General features: G+C 70.9%; 13 protein-coding genes. 10 read left to right on the top strand and 3 right to left on the bottom strand.

Annotation, left to right across the window (positions count from 1 at the left end; translation table 11 throughout):
• The first annotated feature begins 62 nt into the window (after positions 1–62).
• Both LY12_RS24810 and LY12_RS24805 read left to right on the top strand, forming a co-directional pair.
• Positions 63–719 (top strand): ferritin-like fold-containing protein, encoded by a 657-nt coding sequence (locus LY12_RS24810; protein WP_253859891.1) that lies wholly within the window; start codon positions 63–65, stop codon positions 717–719.
• Positions 720–1,006: 287 nt separating this feature from the next.
• The gene (locus tag LY12_RS24805) at positions 1,007–1,237 is read left to right on the top strand and encodes a DUF3107 domain-containing protein (protein WP_253859890.1); all 231 of its coding nucleotides are present in this window, start codon (positions 1,007–1,009) and stop codon (positions 1,235–1,237) included.
• A 75-nt stretch (positions 1,238–1,312) separates the two neighbouring features.
• Here the strand turns inward: LY12_RS24805 and LY12_RS24800 are convergent, their stop codons facing one another.
• On the bottom strand, positions 1,313–1,639 hold the full coding sequence (locus tag LY12_RS24800; RefSeq protein WP_253859889.1) for a DUF4873 domain-containing protein: 327 nt from the start codon (positions 1,637–1,639) through the stop codon (positions 1,313–1,315).
• A complete protein-coding gene (locus LY12_RS24795; RefSeq protein ID WP_372493633.1) occupies positions 1,636–2,442 on the bottom strand; it encodes a TetR/AcrR family transcriptional regulator in 807 nt (268 codons plus the stop codon). Before LY12_RS24795 ends, LY12_RS24800 begins: the two co-directional genes overlap by 4 nt.
• Before the next feature lie 124 nt (positions 2,443–2,566).
• Between LY12_RS24795 and LY12_RS24790 the strand changes: the two genes are divergently transcribed.
• Positions 2,567–3,472 carry an AurF N-oxygenase family protein gene (locus tag LY12_RS24790; RefSeq protein ID WP_253859887.1) on the top strand — a complete coding sequence of 302 codons (906 nt, stop codon included), beginning with the start codon at positions 2,567–2,569 and terminating at the stop codon, positions 3,470–3,472.
• Between the two features lie 8 nt (positions 3,473–3,480).
• Complete coding sequence (locus tag LY12_RS24785) at positions 3,481–4,479, top strand: alpha/beta fold hydrolase (protein ID WP_372493632.1); 999 nt, start codon at positions 3,481–3,483, stop codon at positions 4,477–4,479.
• Here LY12_RS24785 and LY12_RS24780 read toward each other — a convergent pair.
• The gene (locus tag LY12_RS24780; protein WP_253859885.1) at positions 4,418–5,041 is read right to left on the bottom strand and encodes a TetR/AcrR family transcriptional regulator; all 624 of its coding nucleotides are present in this window, start codon (positions 5,039–5,041) and stop codon (positions 4,418–4,420) included. The two genes, LY12_RS24785 and LY12_RS24780, sit on opposite strands and share 62 nt — an antisense overlap.
• An 86-nt stretch (positions 5,042–5,127) precedes the next feature.
• On the opposite strand from LY12_RS24780, the gene LY12_RS24775 reads away from it, so the two are divergent.
• The 6 genes from LY12_RS24775 to LY12_RS24750 all read left to right on the top strand — a co-directional run bounded on the left by LY12_RS24775 (position 5,128) and on the right by LY12_RS24750 (position 13,573).
• Positions 5,128–6,282 carry an alpha/beta fold hydrolase gene (locus tag LY12_RS24775; RefSeq protein ID WP_253859884.1) on the top strand — a complete coding sequence of 385 codons (1,155 nt, stop codon included), beginning with the start codon at positions 5,128–5,130 and terminating at the stop codon, positions 6,280–6,282.
• A 51-nt stretch (positions 6,283–6,333) separates the two neighbouring features.
• Positions 6,334–7,515, top strand: coding sequence for a DUF3152 domain-containing protein (locus LY12_RS24770; RefSeq protein WP_253859883.1), 1,182 nt, complete (start codon positions 6,334–6,336; stop codon positions 7,513–7,515).
• Positions 7,516–7,620: 105 nt separating this feature from the next.
• Positions 7,621–8,799 (top strand): adenylyltransferase/sulfurtransferase MoeZ, encoded by a 1,179-nt coding sequence (gene moeZ, locus LY12_RS24765; RefSeq protein WP_253859882.1) that lies wholly within the window; start codon positions 7,621–7,623, stop codon positions 8,797–8,799.
• Positions 8,800–9,017: 218 nt separating this feature from the next.
• Positions 9,018–9,824, top strand: a complete 807-nt coding sequence (locus tag LY12_RS24760; protein ID WP_308292170.1) for a TIGR02569 family protein — start codon at positions 9,018–9,020, stop codon at positions 9,822–9,824.
• 162 nt (positions 9,825–9,986) lie between these two features.
• On the top strand, positions 9,987–12,125 hold the full coding sequence (locus LY12_RS24755) for a molybdopterin oxidoreductase family protein (protein WP_308292173.1): 2,139 nt from the start codon (positions 9,987–9,989) through the stop codon (positions 12,123–12,125).
• Complete coding sequence (locus tag LY12_RS24750; protein WP_253859881.1) at positions 12,122–13,573, top strand: FAD-dependent oxidoreductase; 1,452 nt, start codon at positions 12,122–12,124, stop codon at positions 13,571–13,573. Before LY12_RS24755 ends, LY12_RS24750 begins: the two co-directional genes overlap by 4 nt.
• Positions 13,574–15,284 lie beyond the last annotated feature (1,711 nt).

Below are 15,284 nucleotides of genomic sequence, written 5' to 3'. Positions count from 1 at the left end.
CATTTGATCACGTGTCGTTGGTAACTGCTGCCCGGTTTGCGGTCTCGACTACGGTGAACGGCGTGACGGAGGCGCGTGCGGAAATCAGTGGCGGCGTGGTCGACCTGCTCGGGGTTCTGGCCTACGGCGAGTTGTCGGCGTTCGATCGGCTGGCCGAGGATGCGCGGTCGGCGCCCACCCTGGCCGGGCGGGTCGCACTCGCGTCCATGGCGGGCGCGGAGATCGGGCACTACGAGATGCTCGCCAACCACCTGCACGCCCACGGCGCGTCGGTCGAGGAGGCGATGCAGCCGTTCCGCAAGCACGTCGACGCGTTCCAGGAGTCGACGGCCCCGCGGACGTGGCTGGAGTCGCTGGTCAAGGCGTACGTCGTGGACAACCTCGCCGCGGACCTCTACCGCGAGCTCTCGACCGTGCTCGACGACGAGGTGCGGCGCATCGTGCTCACGGTGCTCGACGACACCGGGCATTCGGCGTTCGCCGAACGCGAGGTGGCGGCCGCCATCGACGCCGACAGCACGCAGCGCGACCGGTTGTCGCTGTGGTCGCGGCGGCTCCTCGGGGAGGCGCTGACGCAGGCGCAGTACATCGTGGCCGAGCGCGACGGGCTCGCCGAGCTCATCGTGGCCGGCTCGGTCGATCTGTCCGGGATCGCCGCGCTGTTCCGCAAGCTCCAGCAGGGACACGCCAAGCGCATGCAGGTCCTCGGCCTGGGCTGAACAGAACCGCCGGCGGAGCCCCCAAGGGCACCCTGGTTGCGTTCAACGCGACGAATCTTCCCCACGCGCCGGCGCGTGGGGAAGGGTGGGTGGCCGGGGCTTGCTGGCCGGAGAAACGCGTCGTGCCCACGTGCCGTGACACTCGTACCCGTGGTCGCGCCCCCGAGCGAGGGGAAGGTTCGTCGCACCCAGTGCAACCACAGTGCCCTTGGGGGCTTTCTCCGGGGTGGCGCGCTAGCCTGGGCGGGGAACGAACAGGCTCAACTTTTTCGCAGCGGAGGTTGCACGTGGAGGTCAAGATCGGCATCAAGGACACCCCGCGGGAGCTGGTGGTGTCCAGCGGCCAGACGGCCGAGGAGGTCGAGAAGCTGGTCGCCGAAGCGCTGGGTGCCGACGACGGCCTGTTCAGCCTGACCGACGACAAGGGCCGCAAGTACCTGGTCCCGTCCGACCGCATCGCCTACGTCGAGATCGCGCCGTCGGACGCCCGTCGTGTCGGCTTCGCCGTCGGCGGCTGATCCGCAGCCCCTCGAACCGCGAACGCCGCGTCTCCCGCAAGGGGAGGCGCGGCGTTCGTCGTCTGCGGGCCCGGTTCAGTGGGCGGCGGCTTCGACCTCGTCGAGTGTGGTCGGCACCGCGAACGGTGGGGTGCTCGTGCCCGTGATCCGGTAGCGGTCCCACGGGTCGGGGTCGGAGATCTCGCCGTCGGCGGTGCCCTCCGGGGTGCGCAGCTGCACCTTCCGCTTCTTGCCGCCGGTGAGGGTCGTGAGCTCGTCGTTGGGCTTGATCCGGCCGTACCAGTGGTAGTAGCCGTCGATCGGCTGGAAGTGGCCGCGCAGGTGGACCTCCACCGCCACTTCGGTCTCCTCCACCAGCAGGGTCGCGGTGCCGGTGTAGCCGTCCTCGTCGTGTTCGCTCATTGTGCTGCTCCAGCTTCGTCGGTGGGGCGTGCGGTCTCGTCGCCGGCGTCCTCGCTGCGGCTGAACTGGACGATCTTGTTGGTCTCGACCGGCCGGTCGGGATCGATCTGGATGCCGTGCTGCCTGGCGAGGCCGTCGATGGCCGCCCAGATGATCTGGGTCAGGTACTCCACCACGGCGTCGCGGCTCATGCTTTGTCTGGCCAGCCACCATTCGCCGGTGTTGTGCACCAGCCCGACCACGCCGTGCGCCCAGGGTTCGGCCGCGCCGGAGTCGACGCTGAACATGCGCAGGTAGTCCCCGAGCAGTGCGGTCAGCGCGTTGGCGATGAGCGCCTTGTCCTCGGCGACGACGTCGGTGACGTCCGAGTCCAGCGGGCGGTCGGCGAACCGTCTGCGCGCGAGCAGCCGGTAGAGGTTGGGGTGCTCTTCGAGCACGGTGAAGAACGCGTCGAGGGCCGTGCGGATGCGGGGCACCGGGGCGAGTTCGGTGTTGATCGCGGGCATGAGGCGTTCGAAGAGGATCTCGGTGCCGCGGTCGCCGAGTGCGAGGTAGAGGTCGGCCTTGTCCTCGAAGTGGCGGTAGAGCACCGGCTTGGTCACGCCTGCCGCGGCCGCGACGTGTTCCATGCCCAGGTCGGGGCCCTGTTCCTCGAGTGCGGCGAGTGCCGCGTCGACGAACTCGGCCCGGCGCGCGATGCGGTGCTTGCGCCAGCGGTCCTTCCGGGCGTCACCACTTCCGGGTGATGCCTTGTCGGACGACTTCTTCTTGCTCGACTTGACAGGGTCCGGCATGCCTCGCATGCTACCAGAAGTAACTGTTACTGGAAGTTACACAAACTGCGAACGGTGCTCCCGCAGCGGTTCCGGCTTCCGGAGCAGCTCCACGGAGCAGTCAGCCGTCAGCCGTGAAAGGTGGTAAGCCGCAATGACGCGGACCCTGGGCGATGCCGGGCGGGAGAAGACCGCTGAGCGTCTTCTGAAGTCGTCGGCGAACAAGTTCTACGACCCTGAGGTCGACATCGACTGGGACGCTCCCCTCGTCGAGGGCAAGCGGTTCATCCCCGAGGAGCGTTCGAGTCTCTACGGCACCGAGCTGTGGGACCGGCTCACGCCGGAGCAGCGCATCGAGCTCGGCAAGCACGAGATGGCCAGCATCGCCACGAACGGCATCTGGTTCGAGGTCATCCTCATGCAGCTGTTGCTCAAGGAGGTCGACAACGGCGACCCGACTACGAGCCACGCGCAGTACGCGCTGACGGAGATCGCCGACGAGTGTCGGCACTCGACGATGTTCGCGCGCATGTCGAACGCGTTCGGCTGTCCGCACTACGGCCCCGTGAAGTGGCGCCACCGGATGGCCAAGATCCTCCCGGTCATCGGCTACGGCCCCGCGCTCTACGGGTCGATCCTGATCGCCGAGGAGATCCTCGACCGGCTCCAGCGCGAGCAGATGAACGACCCGGAGATCCAGCCGCTGGTGCGGATGGTCAACCGCATTCACGTGCTGGAGGAGGCGCGGCACGTCACGTTCGCGCGTGAAGAGGTCACCCGGCGGATCAAGGGCATGGGCAAGGTGGAGCTGGCCTATCAGCGCTGGCTGATCGCCTACGTGTCCTGGCACATCACCCGCAGTCTGATCAACCCGTACGTCTACAAGGCCGTCGGTATCCGCCCGAAGGAGGGCTACCAGGCGGCCCTGAGTAACCCACATTTCCGGGCCACGCTGCTGTTCTCCGGCGAGAAGATCATGCCGTTCCTCGACGAGGCCGGTCTGGTCGGCGCTCCCGGCATGCGGTTGTGGCGCAGCGCAGGTCTGCTGCCGAACAAGTGAGGACGCCCGTGGTGACGACCGTGACGGTCTCGGACGGCACGCGGCTCGCCGTCGAGACCAGCGAACCCGAAGCCGCAGGCCACCCGGTGACGCTCGTGCTCGTGCACGGGTGGACCCAGGATCGGCGCACCTGGGACCGCGTGGTCGGCGAACTGGTCGCGCCGGTGCGCATCGTGCGTTACGACCTGCGCGGGCACGGCGACTCGGACCCCGCGGGGCCGCAGTCGGCGACGATCGACCGGCTGGCGGACGACCTCGCCGAGGTCATCGCCGCGCAGGTGCCGGAAGGGCCGATCGTGCTGGTGGGGCACTCGATGGGCGGCATGACGATCATGGCGCTCGCGGACCGGTACCCGGAGCTGGTGGCCCGACGCGTCGCAGGCGCGGCGTTCGTGGCGACGTCGTCGGGGAACATGGACCGCCTCACACTCGGCTTTCCGGGCGCGCTGGGCAGGGGTGCAGCGCGCCTGGAACGCCGGCTCGCCAAGCTGCTCGTGGCCTACCGGCGGGAGCGGCTGCCGGTGGGGCGGCCGTTGGCGGCGATGGGCGGCAGGCTGCTGGTGTTCGGCAAGCGGCCGCGCACCGACGACGTGCGCTCGGTGGCGGAACAGCTGCGCAAGGCGCATCCGCGCAGCATCGGCGGGTTCCAGAACGCGATCTCGCTGCACGACCGCGCTGCGGCACTGGCGGCGCTGGCGACCGTGCCGACGGTCGTGCTCGTCGGTGACCGCGACCGGCTCACCCCGGTCCACCACGCGGAGGCCATCGCCCGAGCACTGCCCGCTGCTCGATTCGTCCTGTTCCCCGGTGCGGGGCACATGATCACGCAGGAACGGCACACCGGTGTCACCGACGCGATCGCCGGCCTGATCGCCGATGCCGGTACCGCCGGTGCGACTCCGGGCGCGCCGGCGGGCACCGCAACCGGCGGTGAGGACGGGGCGGCTACAGGGGGTGCTGCAGCGGGAAGCCGGCCCCGATCCCGCGCCACGCCAGCGTCGACGTGAGGCGGACGGCGTCGTCGCGGCTGACGTCGCTGCCGCGGTCCAGCCAGTAGCGTGCGCTGACCTGGCTCATGCCCACGAGGCCGACGGCCAGCAGCCGAGCCCGTTCCGCGTCGAGCCCGGCGTCGGACATGATCGTCTTGGCGATCGCGTCCACCGTCGCGCTGGTCGCCCTGTCGACGGCGCGCTGCACGTCGGGTTCGCCGCGGAGGTCGGACTCGAAGACCATGCGGAACGCGCCGGCGTCGCCGTTGACGAAGTCGAAGAACGCGCCGACGGCGTTCTGGACCCGCTGCTTGTTGTCGGTGGTGGAGGCGAGCGCGTTCTCCACGGCACGGACCAGGTCGTCGACGTGGCTTTCGAGCAGCGCGATGTAGAGGTCGAGCTTGCCGGGGAAGTGCTGGTAGAGCACCGGTTTGCTGACACCGGCCTGTTCGGCGATGTCGTCCATGGCCGCTGAGTGGTACCCGTTCGCAGCGAACACCTCTTGTGCCGCGGTGAGCAGTTGGGCACGTCGCTGTGTGCGGGGCAGCCGCACGCCCTTACCGTGCGCCGTGTCGGTCATCTCTTGCCTCCAGACTTCCCAGGGCACATTACTCGCCGGTATGTAAGTAACGCCAAACATCGAGTTCATGCGGCATGCTGGACGTCGTGTCCGAGACCGCATCGTCGACGAGTGCCCCGATTCCGCAGCACCGGCAGCGCCCGGCCGTCCGGTCGGCGAACCCGCGCCGCGGGCCGCTGACCCACGTGCCCCTTTCACGGGCTTCGCTGCCCGCTTACGACCCGATGCTGCCCCCGTGGGAGGGCTCTTGGGAACCCGTGGGCACCGGGGGCGACCGCGGTCACAGCACCGGCGATCACGCCCCCGACGGCCCCGCCCCCGACGGCCCCGCCCCGGGTGGTCGCGGCGTCGACGGTCACAACGCCGGGGCGGACGTCGGCGGCATGCGGCTCCACGTGCGGCGCACCCCGGGCCTGCGGGAGCGGACGACGGTGTACGTGCACGGTCTCGGCGGTTCCTCGACGAACTGGACGGACCTGGCAGCGCAGCTGGCGCCGCACGCCGAGGGGATCGCGCTCGACCTGCCCGGGTTCGGGTTCTCCGAGCCGCCCCGCGGGTTCGCCTACAGCCTCGGCGCGCACGCCGACGTCGTCGCCCGCTATCTGGAGTCGCTGGGACGGCCGGTGGACCTGGTCGGCAACTCGATGGGCGGGGCCGTCTCGTTGTTGCTGGCCGCGCGCAGGCCGGAGCTCGTGCGCACGCTCACGCTCGTCTCGCCCGCGATGCCCGACCGCAGGCCGGACCCGCGCAGGCTGTCCGATCCCAGGATGGCCCTGGCGATGCTGCCCGTCGTCGGCACGCCCGTGCGCAGGCAGCTGGCGCGGTTGACGCCCGAGGAGCGGGCGCTGCAGACGATCCGCCTCGTCTATGCCGATGCCGACCGGTTCCCGCGGCACCGGCTCACCGAGCAGGCCGAGGAGTTCGCGGCGCGCTCGGCTCAGCAGTGGGCGGCCGCCGCCTTGGCGCGCAGCACGCTGGAGATCTTCCGGTCGTGGTTCACGCCGGGACCCGGATCGTTGTGGTCGGCGGCGCCGCGGGTCCGGGTGCCGACGCTCGTGGTGTGGGGCACCCAGGACAGGGTGATCTCCGTGCGACGCGCCCGGCGTACGGCCGGTGCGATCCCGTCGGCGCGGTTGCTGGTGTTGCCCCGTACGGGGCACGTCGCCCAGATGGAACGCCCCGTGACCGTGGCCAGAGCGGTCCTCGGGATGTGGGAACACGTCGCCGACGGCCGCTGGTAGCCCGTCGGGTGAGACCGCGTGCGGCGCGGACGGTGTGGCAGTCTGGACGGCGTGGACAGGGTGTCGCACGAAGCACGGCGGGAGGGTGAGCGGACCGGGTATTCCGGCCGCGGCCCCGGTCGCGTTCGGCGCACCCGCACGCCCGGCGCGCGACCGCTCGACGAGCGGTACGGCCCCGGGGTCCGCAGGCCGGGTGAGCCGTTGCGGGCGTCGTGGCGGCCCCACGGCGACGACCGTGACGACCGTGACGACGTCGGCGACGCGGAACTGCGGGATGCTCCCTCCGACGTCGACGCGGCCCTCGATCCGGAAGCCGACGGGGCCGACGGCGACCGGGGTGCGCGCCGGCGGAAGCCCAAGTCCGGTCTGCGCAAACTGATCGCCACGTACGGCTGGCGGGTGTATGCGATCCCCGTGCTGCTCGTGGTCACCGCGCTGGTGGTCGTCGACACCACCAAGACCGATCCCGACGAGCCGGGCGCGCAGGCGGGCGACGCGTCGGTCGCGGCCGACGCGGGCGAGGCCAGTGACCGCGACGGGGTCGAGGAGATCCCGGCGCGGAAACAGAACCTGAACATCCCCACGGCCGAACTGCCCGACGGCAGCGAGTTCACCCGGAGCGGGCAGGGCACGTGGCATGTCGTGCCGGGCGGCGGCGATCAGGCGGGCGCGGGCGGCCGGCTGTTGCGCTACACGATCGAGGTGGAGGACGGCATCGACCCGGCCGCCATCGCGGGTGAGGACAGCTACGCGGCCACCGTGGAGGGCATCCTCGCCGACGACGAGCGCGGCTGGGTCAGCAGCGGCGACGTGCGGCTGCAGCGGGTCGACGAGAGCGGCCCCGAGGCCGACTTCTACGTGAGGCTCACCACTCCGGAGACCGCGAAGGACGTCTGCGGCGACGCGATCCCGTACCCGGCTTCGTGCCACATCGACGGCGAGGTCGTGATCAACCTCGCCCGCTGGGTGCGGGGAGCGAAGGCGTTCAGCAGTGACCTGACCGCGTACCGCCAGTACGCCATCAACCACGAGGTCGGCCACGCCCTCGGCAATGGTCACGTGGGGTGCGCCAAGGAGGGTGCGCTGGCGCCGGTGATGATGCAGCAGACGTTCGGCGTCGCGAACGACTACGTCGCGAAGCTCAACGACACGCAGGGCGGTGACGCCGGCAGCGTGCCCGCCGACGGCAAGACCTGCCGTCCGAACGCGTTCCCGAACCCGCAGGCCCAGTGAGCCGGATCTCCCGGAAACTGTCCACGATGTGGACACCGGGAAGGTTCCGGGGCTCGGACCCGTTATGAATGGATGGACTGCGACAAGCGCGAGATGGAGGACGTGATGTCGACTGCGCTGCCGCCGCTCGTCGAGCCGGCTGCCGAGCTGACCAAGGAAGAGGTCGCCCGGTACAGCAGGCACCTGATCATCCCGGATGTCGGAATGGACGGGCAGAAGCGGCTGAAGAACGCCAAGGTGCTGGTCATCGGCGCGGGCGGGCTCGGGAGCCCGGCGCTGCTGTACCTCGCCGCCGCGGGGGTGGGCACGCTCGGCGTGATCGACTTCGACGTCGTGGACGAGTCGAACCTGCAGCGGCAGGTGATCCACGGCCAGTCGGACATCGACAAGCCGAAGGCCGTCTCGGCCAAGGAGTCGGTCGCGGAGGTGAACCCGTACGTCGACGTCGTGCTGCACCAGGAGCAGCTGACGAACGAGAACGCGCTCGACGTCTTCCGCGGCTACGACCTGATCCTCGACGGCACCGACAACTTCGCCACGCGCTACCTGGTGAACGACGCCGCGGTGATCCTCGGCAAGCCGTACGTGTGGGGCTCGATCTTCCGGTTCGAGGGCCAGGTCAGCGTGTTCTGGGAGGACGCGCCGAACGGCCGCGGCCTGAACTACCGCGACCTGTACCCGGAGCCGCCGCCTCCCGGCATGGTCCCCTCGTGCGCCGAGGGCGGCGTGCTGGGCGTGCTGTGCGCCTCGATCGGTTCGATCATGGTCACCGAGGCGGTCAAGCTCATCACCGGCATCGGTGAGCCGCTGCTCGGCCGTCTGATCAGCTACGACGCGCTCGAGATGCGCTACCGCGAGGTCAAGATCCGGAAGGACCCGGAGACCCCGAAGATCACCGAGCTGATCGACTACGAGTCGTTCTGCGGTGTCGTCTCCGACGACGCGCAGCAGGCCGCCTCCGGCAGCACGATCACGCCCGCCGAGCTGAAGGCCAAGTTCGACGCCGGTGAGAACTTCGAGCTGATCGACGTCCGCGAGCCGCACGAGTACGAGATCGTGAACATCAAGGGTGCGAAGCTGATCCCGAAGGACCGCATCCTGTCGGGGGAGGCGCTCGCGGAACTGCCGCAGGACAAGCCGGTCGTGCTGCACTGCAAGTCGGGGCAGCGTAGCGCCGAGGCGCTCGCCGCCCTGCACAAGGCCGGTTTTTCGAGTGCCACGCACCTCGGCGGAGGCGTTTTGGCATGGGCGAAGCAGATCGACACGAGCTTGCCTACATACTGATAGGTGGCAGCGCCTGCTGAAGGCGTCGTCTTGTGTGCTGCCGGCTGAGACTTGCTCAGGCCATCTGGCCGGTTGCAGGGTGCGGCGGAGGCCCCGGAGCTGGAAACCCCAGCGCCGGGGCCTTCGTCTTTGCCAGGTCTCGTCTTTCCCGGCATACCTCGCCACCACCGGCGGGTCGCTCACCCGGCCGTGTGGTGTCGGCGGTAACGTCGGTCGGCGTGGGGTATGGAGCCGAACGTCCGCCGTCGCATGTGCGTGCGGCCTTCGGTCTGACCACGGCTGCTGACGAGGACGGTGAGCAGCTGTCGGGTGTGGCCGTGTGGCGCTACGGCGACGTGGTGCTGCGGAAGGTCTCGGATCGGGCGCACGCCGTGTGGCTGGCGCGCACCCTCGCGGCACTGGACGCGCCGGACCTGCGCATCGCGCGGCCGTTGAACACGACCGACGGGCGCTGGGTGATGGGCGGCTGGGCGGCCAGCCGGTTCGTCTCCGGCAGGCCCGAGAACCGCGCCGACGACACCGTCCTCACCGCGATCAAGCTGCAGCGGGCCACGGCCGGCCTGCCGGAGCCCGACTTCCTGTCCGCCAGGCAGGGGCTTGCCGCCGACGCCGAGCGCATGGCCTGGGGCGAGGTCGACGTCGAACTCGACGAGTCCAACGGCGGCCGCTGGTTCGAGATCCTCGCGCCCGCCCGCAAACCGCTGTCCTCACCGCCGCAGTTGGTGCACGGGGAGCTGTTCGGCACCGTCCTGTTCGACGGCGACGCCCCGCCCGGCATCGTCGACCTGGTGCCGCACTTCCGGCCCGCGGAGTGGGGCGCAGCCGTCGCCGCGATCGACGCCGTCGCGTGGGGCGGGGCCGACATGACGCTGCTGCACCGCTGGTCGTACCTGCCGGACTGGTCCCAGCTGTTGCTGCGCGCGACGTTGTTCCGGCTCGCGTACCACGCGCGGTACCCCGGATCGGCCGACGTGGAGGCCACCCGCCTGCGCGCCGCCGCCGCACAGGTCAGCGAACTGCTCTGACGCGGGCTCACCGCGTCCTCGCGTGGGTGGCGGAGCAACGTCAACCGCCCGAAACATCAGCGCATCCCCGGGTAACACGCGCTTCCTACGGTCGTCGGGACGCAGGCGACCAGCAGGAGGTGCCCGTTGACGCTGACAGCCGCGACCCCGTCGGGACCGGACGTGCCCGGTGCGCACGACCGGCCGGGCCGCCGGGGCGGGAACGAGACGCGGACCGACACGCACTGCCCGTACTGCGCGCTGCAGTGCGGCATGACGCTCACCCCGGCGGCCGACGTCGCGCCGCGTGAGTTCCCCACGAGCCGCGGCGGGCTGTGCCAGAAGGGCTGGACGTCGGCCTCGCTGCTGGACTCCCCGGCGCGGCTGACCACCCCGCTCGTCCGCACCGGCGGCGAGCTGCGCCCTGCGAGCTGGGACGGGGCGCTCGATCTCATCGCGGCCCGGCTCACCGGGTTGCAGGCCGAACACGGGCGTGACGCCGTGGCGGTCTTCGGCGGTGGCGGGCTGACCAACGAGAAGGCCTACCTGCTGGGCAAGTTCGCGCGGGTGGCGCTGGGGACGTCGCAGATCGACTACAACGGCCGGTTCTGCATGTCGTCGGCCGCGGCGGCGGGCCTGCGGGCGTTCGGCGTCGACCGGGGGCTGCCGTTCCCGGTGACCGATCTGGCCGGAGCCGACGTGATCGTGCTGGTCGGGTCGAACCCGGCGGAGACGATGCCGCCGTTCCTGCAGCAGCTGCAGGGTGCGGCCGCGGCGGGTGGGCTGGTCGTCGTCGACCCGCGGCGCACCCCGACCGCCGAGCAGGCGAACGTGCACCTCGCACCCGCACCCGGCACCGATCTGGCGCTGGCGCTCGGCGTGCTGCACGCGACGGTCGCCGAAGGGCTGATCGACGAGGCGTACGTGGCCGAACGCACCGCCGGGTTCGACGAGACGTGGCGCATCGCCGCCCGGTACTGGCCAGAGCACGTCGAACGCATCACCGGGGTCAGCGCGGCCGACCAGCGCGCGCTCGCCCGCATGCTCGCCGGCGCCGGCAACGCGTACGTGCTCACCGCGCGCGGCGCGGAACAGCACGCCACCGGTGTGGACACCGTGAGCGCGTGGATCGACGTCGCACTCGCCCACGGTCTGCCCGGCAGGGCGGGTTCCGGGTACGGCTGCCTGACCGGCCAGGGCAACGGTCAGGGCGGGCGTGAGCACGGGCAGAAGGCCGATCAGCTGCCCGGATACCGGAAGCTCGCCGACCCCGCAGCACGGGAGCACGTCGCGGGTGTGTGGGGCGTCGACCCGGACTCGCTACCCGCACCCGGCCGGTCGGCCTACGAGCTGCTCGACGTGCTCGGCCGTCCGGAAGGGCCGAAGGCGATGCTCGTGTTCGGCAGCAACGTCGTCGTGTCGGCGCCGCGTTCGCAGCGGGTTACCGATCGGCTGGAGGCGCTCGACTTCCTCGTCACGGCCGACGTCGTGCTGTCCGAGACCGCCGCGATGGCCGACGTCGTGCTGCCCGTGACCCAGTGGGCCGAGGAGGACGGCACGATGACCAATCTGGAGGGCCGGGTGCTGCTGCGCCGCAAGGCGATCGACCCGCCGGAGGGGGTACGCAGCGACCTCGACGTCCTCGCCGGGCTGGCCGAGCGGCTCGGCCAGCCCGCAGGCCGGTTCCCCGTCGACGCGGAGGAGGTCTTCACCGAGCTGCGGGCCGCGTCGGCGGGCGGCGTGGCCGACTACTCGGGGGTGACCTACGAGCGGTTGCGCGCAGGGGAGGCGTTGCACTGGCCGGTGCCCGCTGCCGGCCACTCCGGCACGCCCCGGCTGTTCCTCGACGGCTTCGCTCACCCGGACGGCCGCGCACGCTTCGTGGCGGTCGAGCACACCGGTCCCGCCGAGCCGCCGGACGCGGAGTTCCCGCTGCAGGCCACGACCGGGCGGCTGTTGCAGCACTACCAGTCGGGTGCGCAGACGCGGGCCGTGCCGGAACTGGCCGAGGCCGTGCCGGAGGCCTGCATCGAGGTGCATCCGGACACGGCCGCCCGTGCAGGGGTGGCCGTGGGCGAGGTCGCCACCGTCGAATCACGCCGCGGGGCGGTGACCGCGCCGGTGCGGTGTGTGCCGTCGATGCGGCCGGACGTCGTGTTCGTGCCGTTCCACTTCCCTGGCGGGCAGCGGGCCAACCTCATCACCAACCCCGTGCTCGACCCGACCAGCCGGATGCCGGAGTTCAAGGTGTGCGCGGCCCGGCTGGTTCCCGCGGGTGCGGCGGAATCGGCGGAGCAGCAGGGAGCGGGTGGTGCGTCGTGAGCGCGCGCAGGGTGGTCGTGCTCGGCTACGGCATGGCGGGGGCCCGGCTCGCCGACGAGATCCGCAACCGGGACCCGGAGGGGGAGCGGGTGGCGTTGACGGTGGTCGGGGCCGAACCGCACCCCGCTTACAACCGGGTGCTGCTGTCGGCCGTCGTCGCCGGAACCATGCAGCCCGGCAGTGTCCGCCTGCACGACGAGGACTGGTCGGAGCGCAACCACGTCGAGCTGCGGCGGAACGTGGCGGCGCGGCGCATCGACCGTCCGAACCGGACGGTCGAACTGGACGACGGCACCACGGCGGCCTACGACTCGCTGGTGCTGGCCACGGGCAGCAGGCCGTGGCTACCGCCGGTCGAAGGACTCGTCGGCGACGACGGCGAGCCGGCCGACGGTGCGCTGGCATTCCGCAGTCTCGACGACTGCGACCGGATCCTCGATGCGGCCAGGGTGGGTGCTCCGGTCGCGGTGCTCGGCGGTGGGCTGCTGGGCCTCGAAGCCGCGCGCGGCCTGGCCGGAAGGGGCAACCGGGTGACGGTGGTGCATCCGGCGCCGCATCCCATGGAGCGTCAGCTCGACTCCGGTGCCGGACGGGTGCTCGCGCGGACGCTCGAAGCGTCCGGCATCGATTTCCGGCTGGGCAGGGCGGCGGCCACGTACCTGCCGGGCGACGGGCTGAAGCTCGACGACGGCAGCCACGTCGCGGCGGAGTTGCTGGTCGTGTCGACCGGTGTGCGCGCCGAGACGGCGCTGGCCACCGAGGCGGGACTCGCCGTCGAGGCGGGAGTGGTCGTCGACGACGCGCTGCGCACCAGCGACGGCCGCATTCACGCCATCGGCGACTGCGCGCAGCATCCCGCCGCTCCGGGCGGGCTCGTCCAGCCGGCGTGGGAGCAGGCGAGCGTGCTGGCCGATCTGCTCACCGGCGCCGACACGGCGTCGCGCTATCGCGGGACGTCGGTCGTCACGCGTCTCAAGGCGAAGGGCGTCGATGTCACGGCGCTCGGCGACACGGCGCCCGCCGCGGACACCGCCGACGACGGCACCGAGGTCGTGTGCGTCGACGATCCGGCGCGCGGCCGGTACGCGAAACTGGTGGTGCGCAACGAGAAGGTGGCCGGCGCCATCGTGCTGGGCGTTCCCGACGCCGCAGCGACGATCACGCAGCTCCACGACCGTGGGATCCGGGTGCCGGAGGACCGCCTCGCGCTGCTGCTCGGCCGGGGACTGCCGTCGGCGGCGGCCGCCGCGGCCAGCCCCGCGGACCTGCCCGGTTCGGCGATCGTCTGCCGCTGCAACTCCGTCAGCAAGGCGAAGATCGTCGACGCGTACCGCGCCGGGGCGTCCACAGTGGATGATATCGCACAGCGAACGCGCGCGAGCACCGGATGCGGCAGCTGCCGGGACGCCGTGTGCGGCATCGCCGAGTGGCTCACCAGCACCGACTAGAACTGATGAGGACATCGGGGGTGCCGGCAAGTTCGTCTGCGACGAAGTGGCGGTCCACATCGCCGCCGTCAACATCCGGCTCCGCGACCTCAGACAGATCACTTCCCGAAACGGTGCCCCACTCGACAGCCGGGCTCGCCTAGAAGGGTGGGCTGTCGCCGTTCTGGTGTTTCGGGTCTGTGGTTTCTGTTCTGTGGCTTCTCGCGCCGGTTCGACTCCGGCGGCTTGGCGACGTACTGGGGCGTCGGCCCCCGGCACACGGGGTGCCTGGGTGCCGCGTGCCTGGGTGCCGCGTGCCTGGGTGCCGCGTGTCGGGGTGAGGACGGGTTCGCGGTGTGCGGTGTAGGCCGCCCCGTGCGGGGTCGTCACCCGGGTGATGCCGTGGACCGGATCGTAGCGGGCACTCCACCCGGGCTGGTCCTTCAACCGGTGATGTCGTCGACAGCGCGGCCCACCGTTGGCCACGGACGTCGACCCGCCACCGCCAGGTGCGGCCCACGCCTGTTCGTGGTCGTGATCGCAGTGTCGGGCCGGGCGGTGACACCAGGGCATGACACATTCCCGGTCGCGTATCCGCACCAGGTCGCGGATCACCGCACTCGACCTTCGCCGCGTCCGCCCCAAATCCACCGGTTCGCCGGTACCCGGGTCGTACAGCACCGCGCGCCAGATGCTGCGGGTGTTGGTCATGATCTCGCGGGCGATCGGGGCCGGTATCGGTCGGTAGCCGTCGAGTTCGCACCCGTCGTCGGAGATCGCCAGGGCCGCATCGACGGGAACGTGCACGTGGACCATCGCCGCCGCCTTCGGCGGCGAGACACCGGGATCGCGCCCCAACAGCAGATCGGCGGTCACGTCCGCGCGTAGCTGTTCGAGGGTGCGCCCGTCACCACCGTGGCGCAGCGACCGCGCCATCCCATCCACCCGCGAATAACACGCGCCCGCCACCTCCGCCGGCAGCTGCGCTTCCAGCGACGACATCCCGTGCTCACCCGGCGTGAGTTCCCCCGGCGCTCTGCTCGCGCCCGCCGCGCACGTTCGGTTTGCCCACCGGGATCGACCTTCTCCACCAACCGACGCACCCGTTGGGCCAGATTGCCCGGTTGCCACGCCGTCTCCGGCGCATTCACGAGTTTCTCCGCCAGCAGACCGTCGACATTCCGGGTCGCGTCGTCGAGTGGATCGACCACCGCCAACACCCTTGGCCCCGTACGCCTCGAGTTCACCGGCGCGCATCGCTGCGAGCAGCCCCGGCATCCGCCCCGTCAACGACTTGCCGTCCTCGATGCGGCGTTCGGCCTCCCGCGTCGAGACCCGCAGCAGCGGCGTCAACTCCTCCGCCAGCCCGCGGTCATCACCCGCTACGGCCGAGGCATAGGCCAGCAGCGCCAACTCCTCGGCGTCGAGCCGCGCCCGCCGACCCCGCAGGTCCTGCAGTTGCTCGAGCATGTCCCCCATGTCATCCACAACGACAATGATATCGAACCCATGGTCGAATAAGACATTGCACAATAGGGTGAACCAACTCCGACCGATCGCCGACAGCTCGACAAACGAGGCAACGCGGGACCGCTCGAGCAAACAGTAACGACCTGCGGATCAGGGTGACTGCTCCGAGTCCCGTGACTTCTCATCCTGCCGCCGAAAGAACCCGCCTCTCATCCCAGACTCCTCAGTCGTCACCAACGTCATGGCCCGCAACGCTCAGACC

Origin of the sequence: Prauserella alba (genome assembly GCF_024171735.1) — a bacterium.
GTDB classification, from domain to species: Bacteria; Actinomycetota; Actinomycetes; order Mycobacteriales; family Pseudonocardiaceae; genus Prauserella; species Prauserella alba.
The sequence above is the reverse complement of the archived record's forward strand: the minus strand, read 5'-3'. Positions and strand labels throughout refer to the sequence as shown.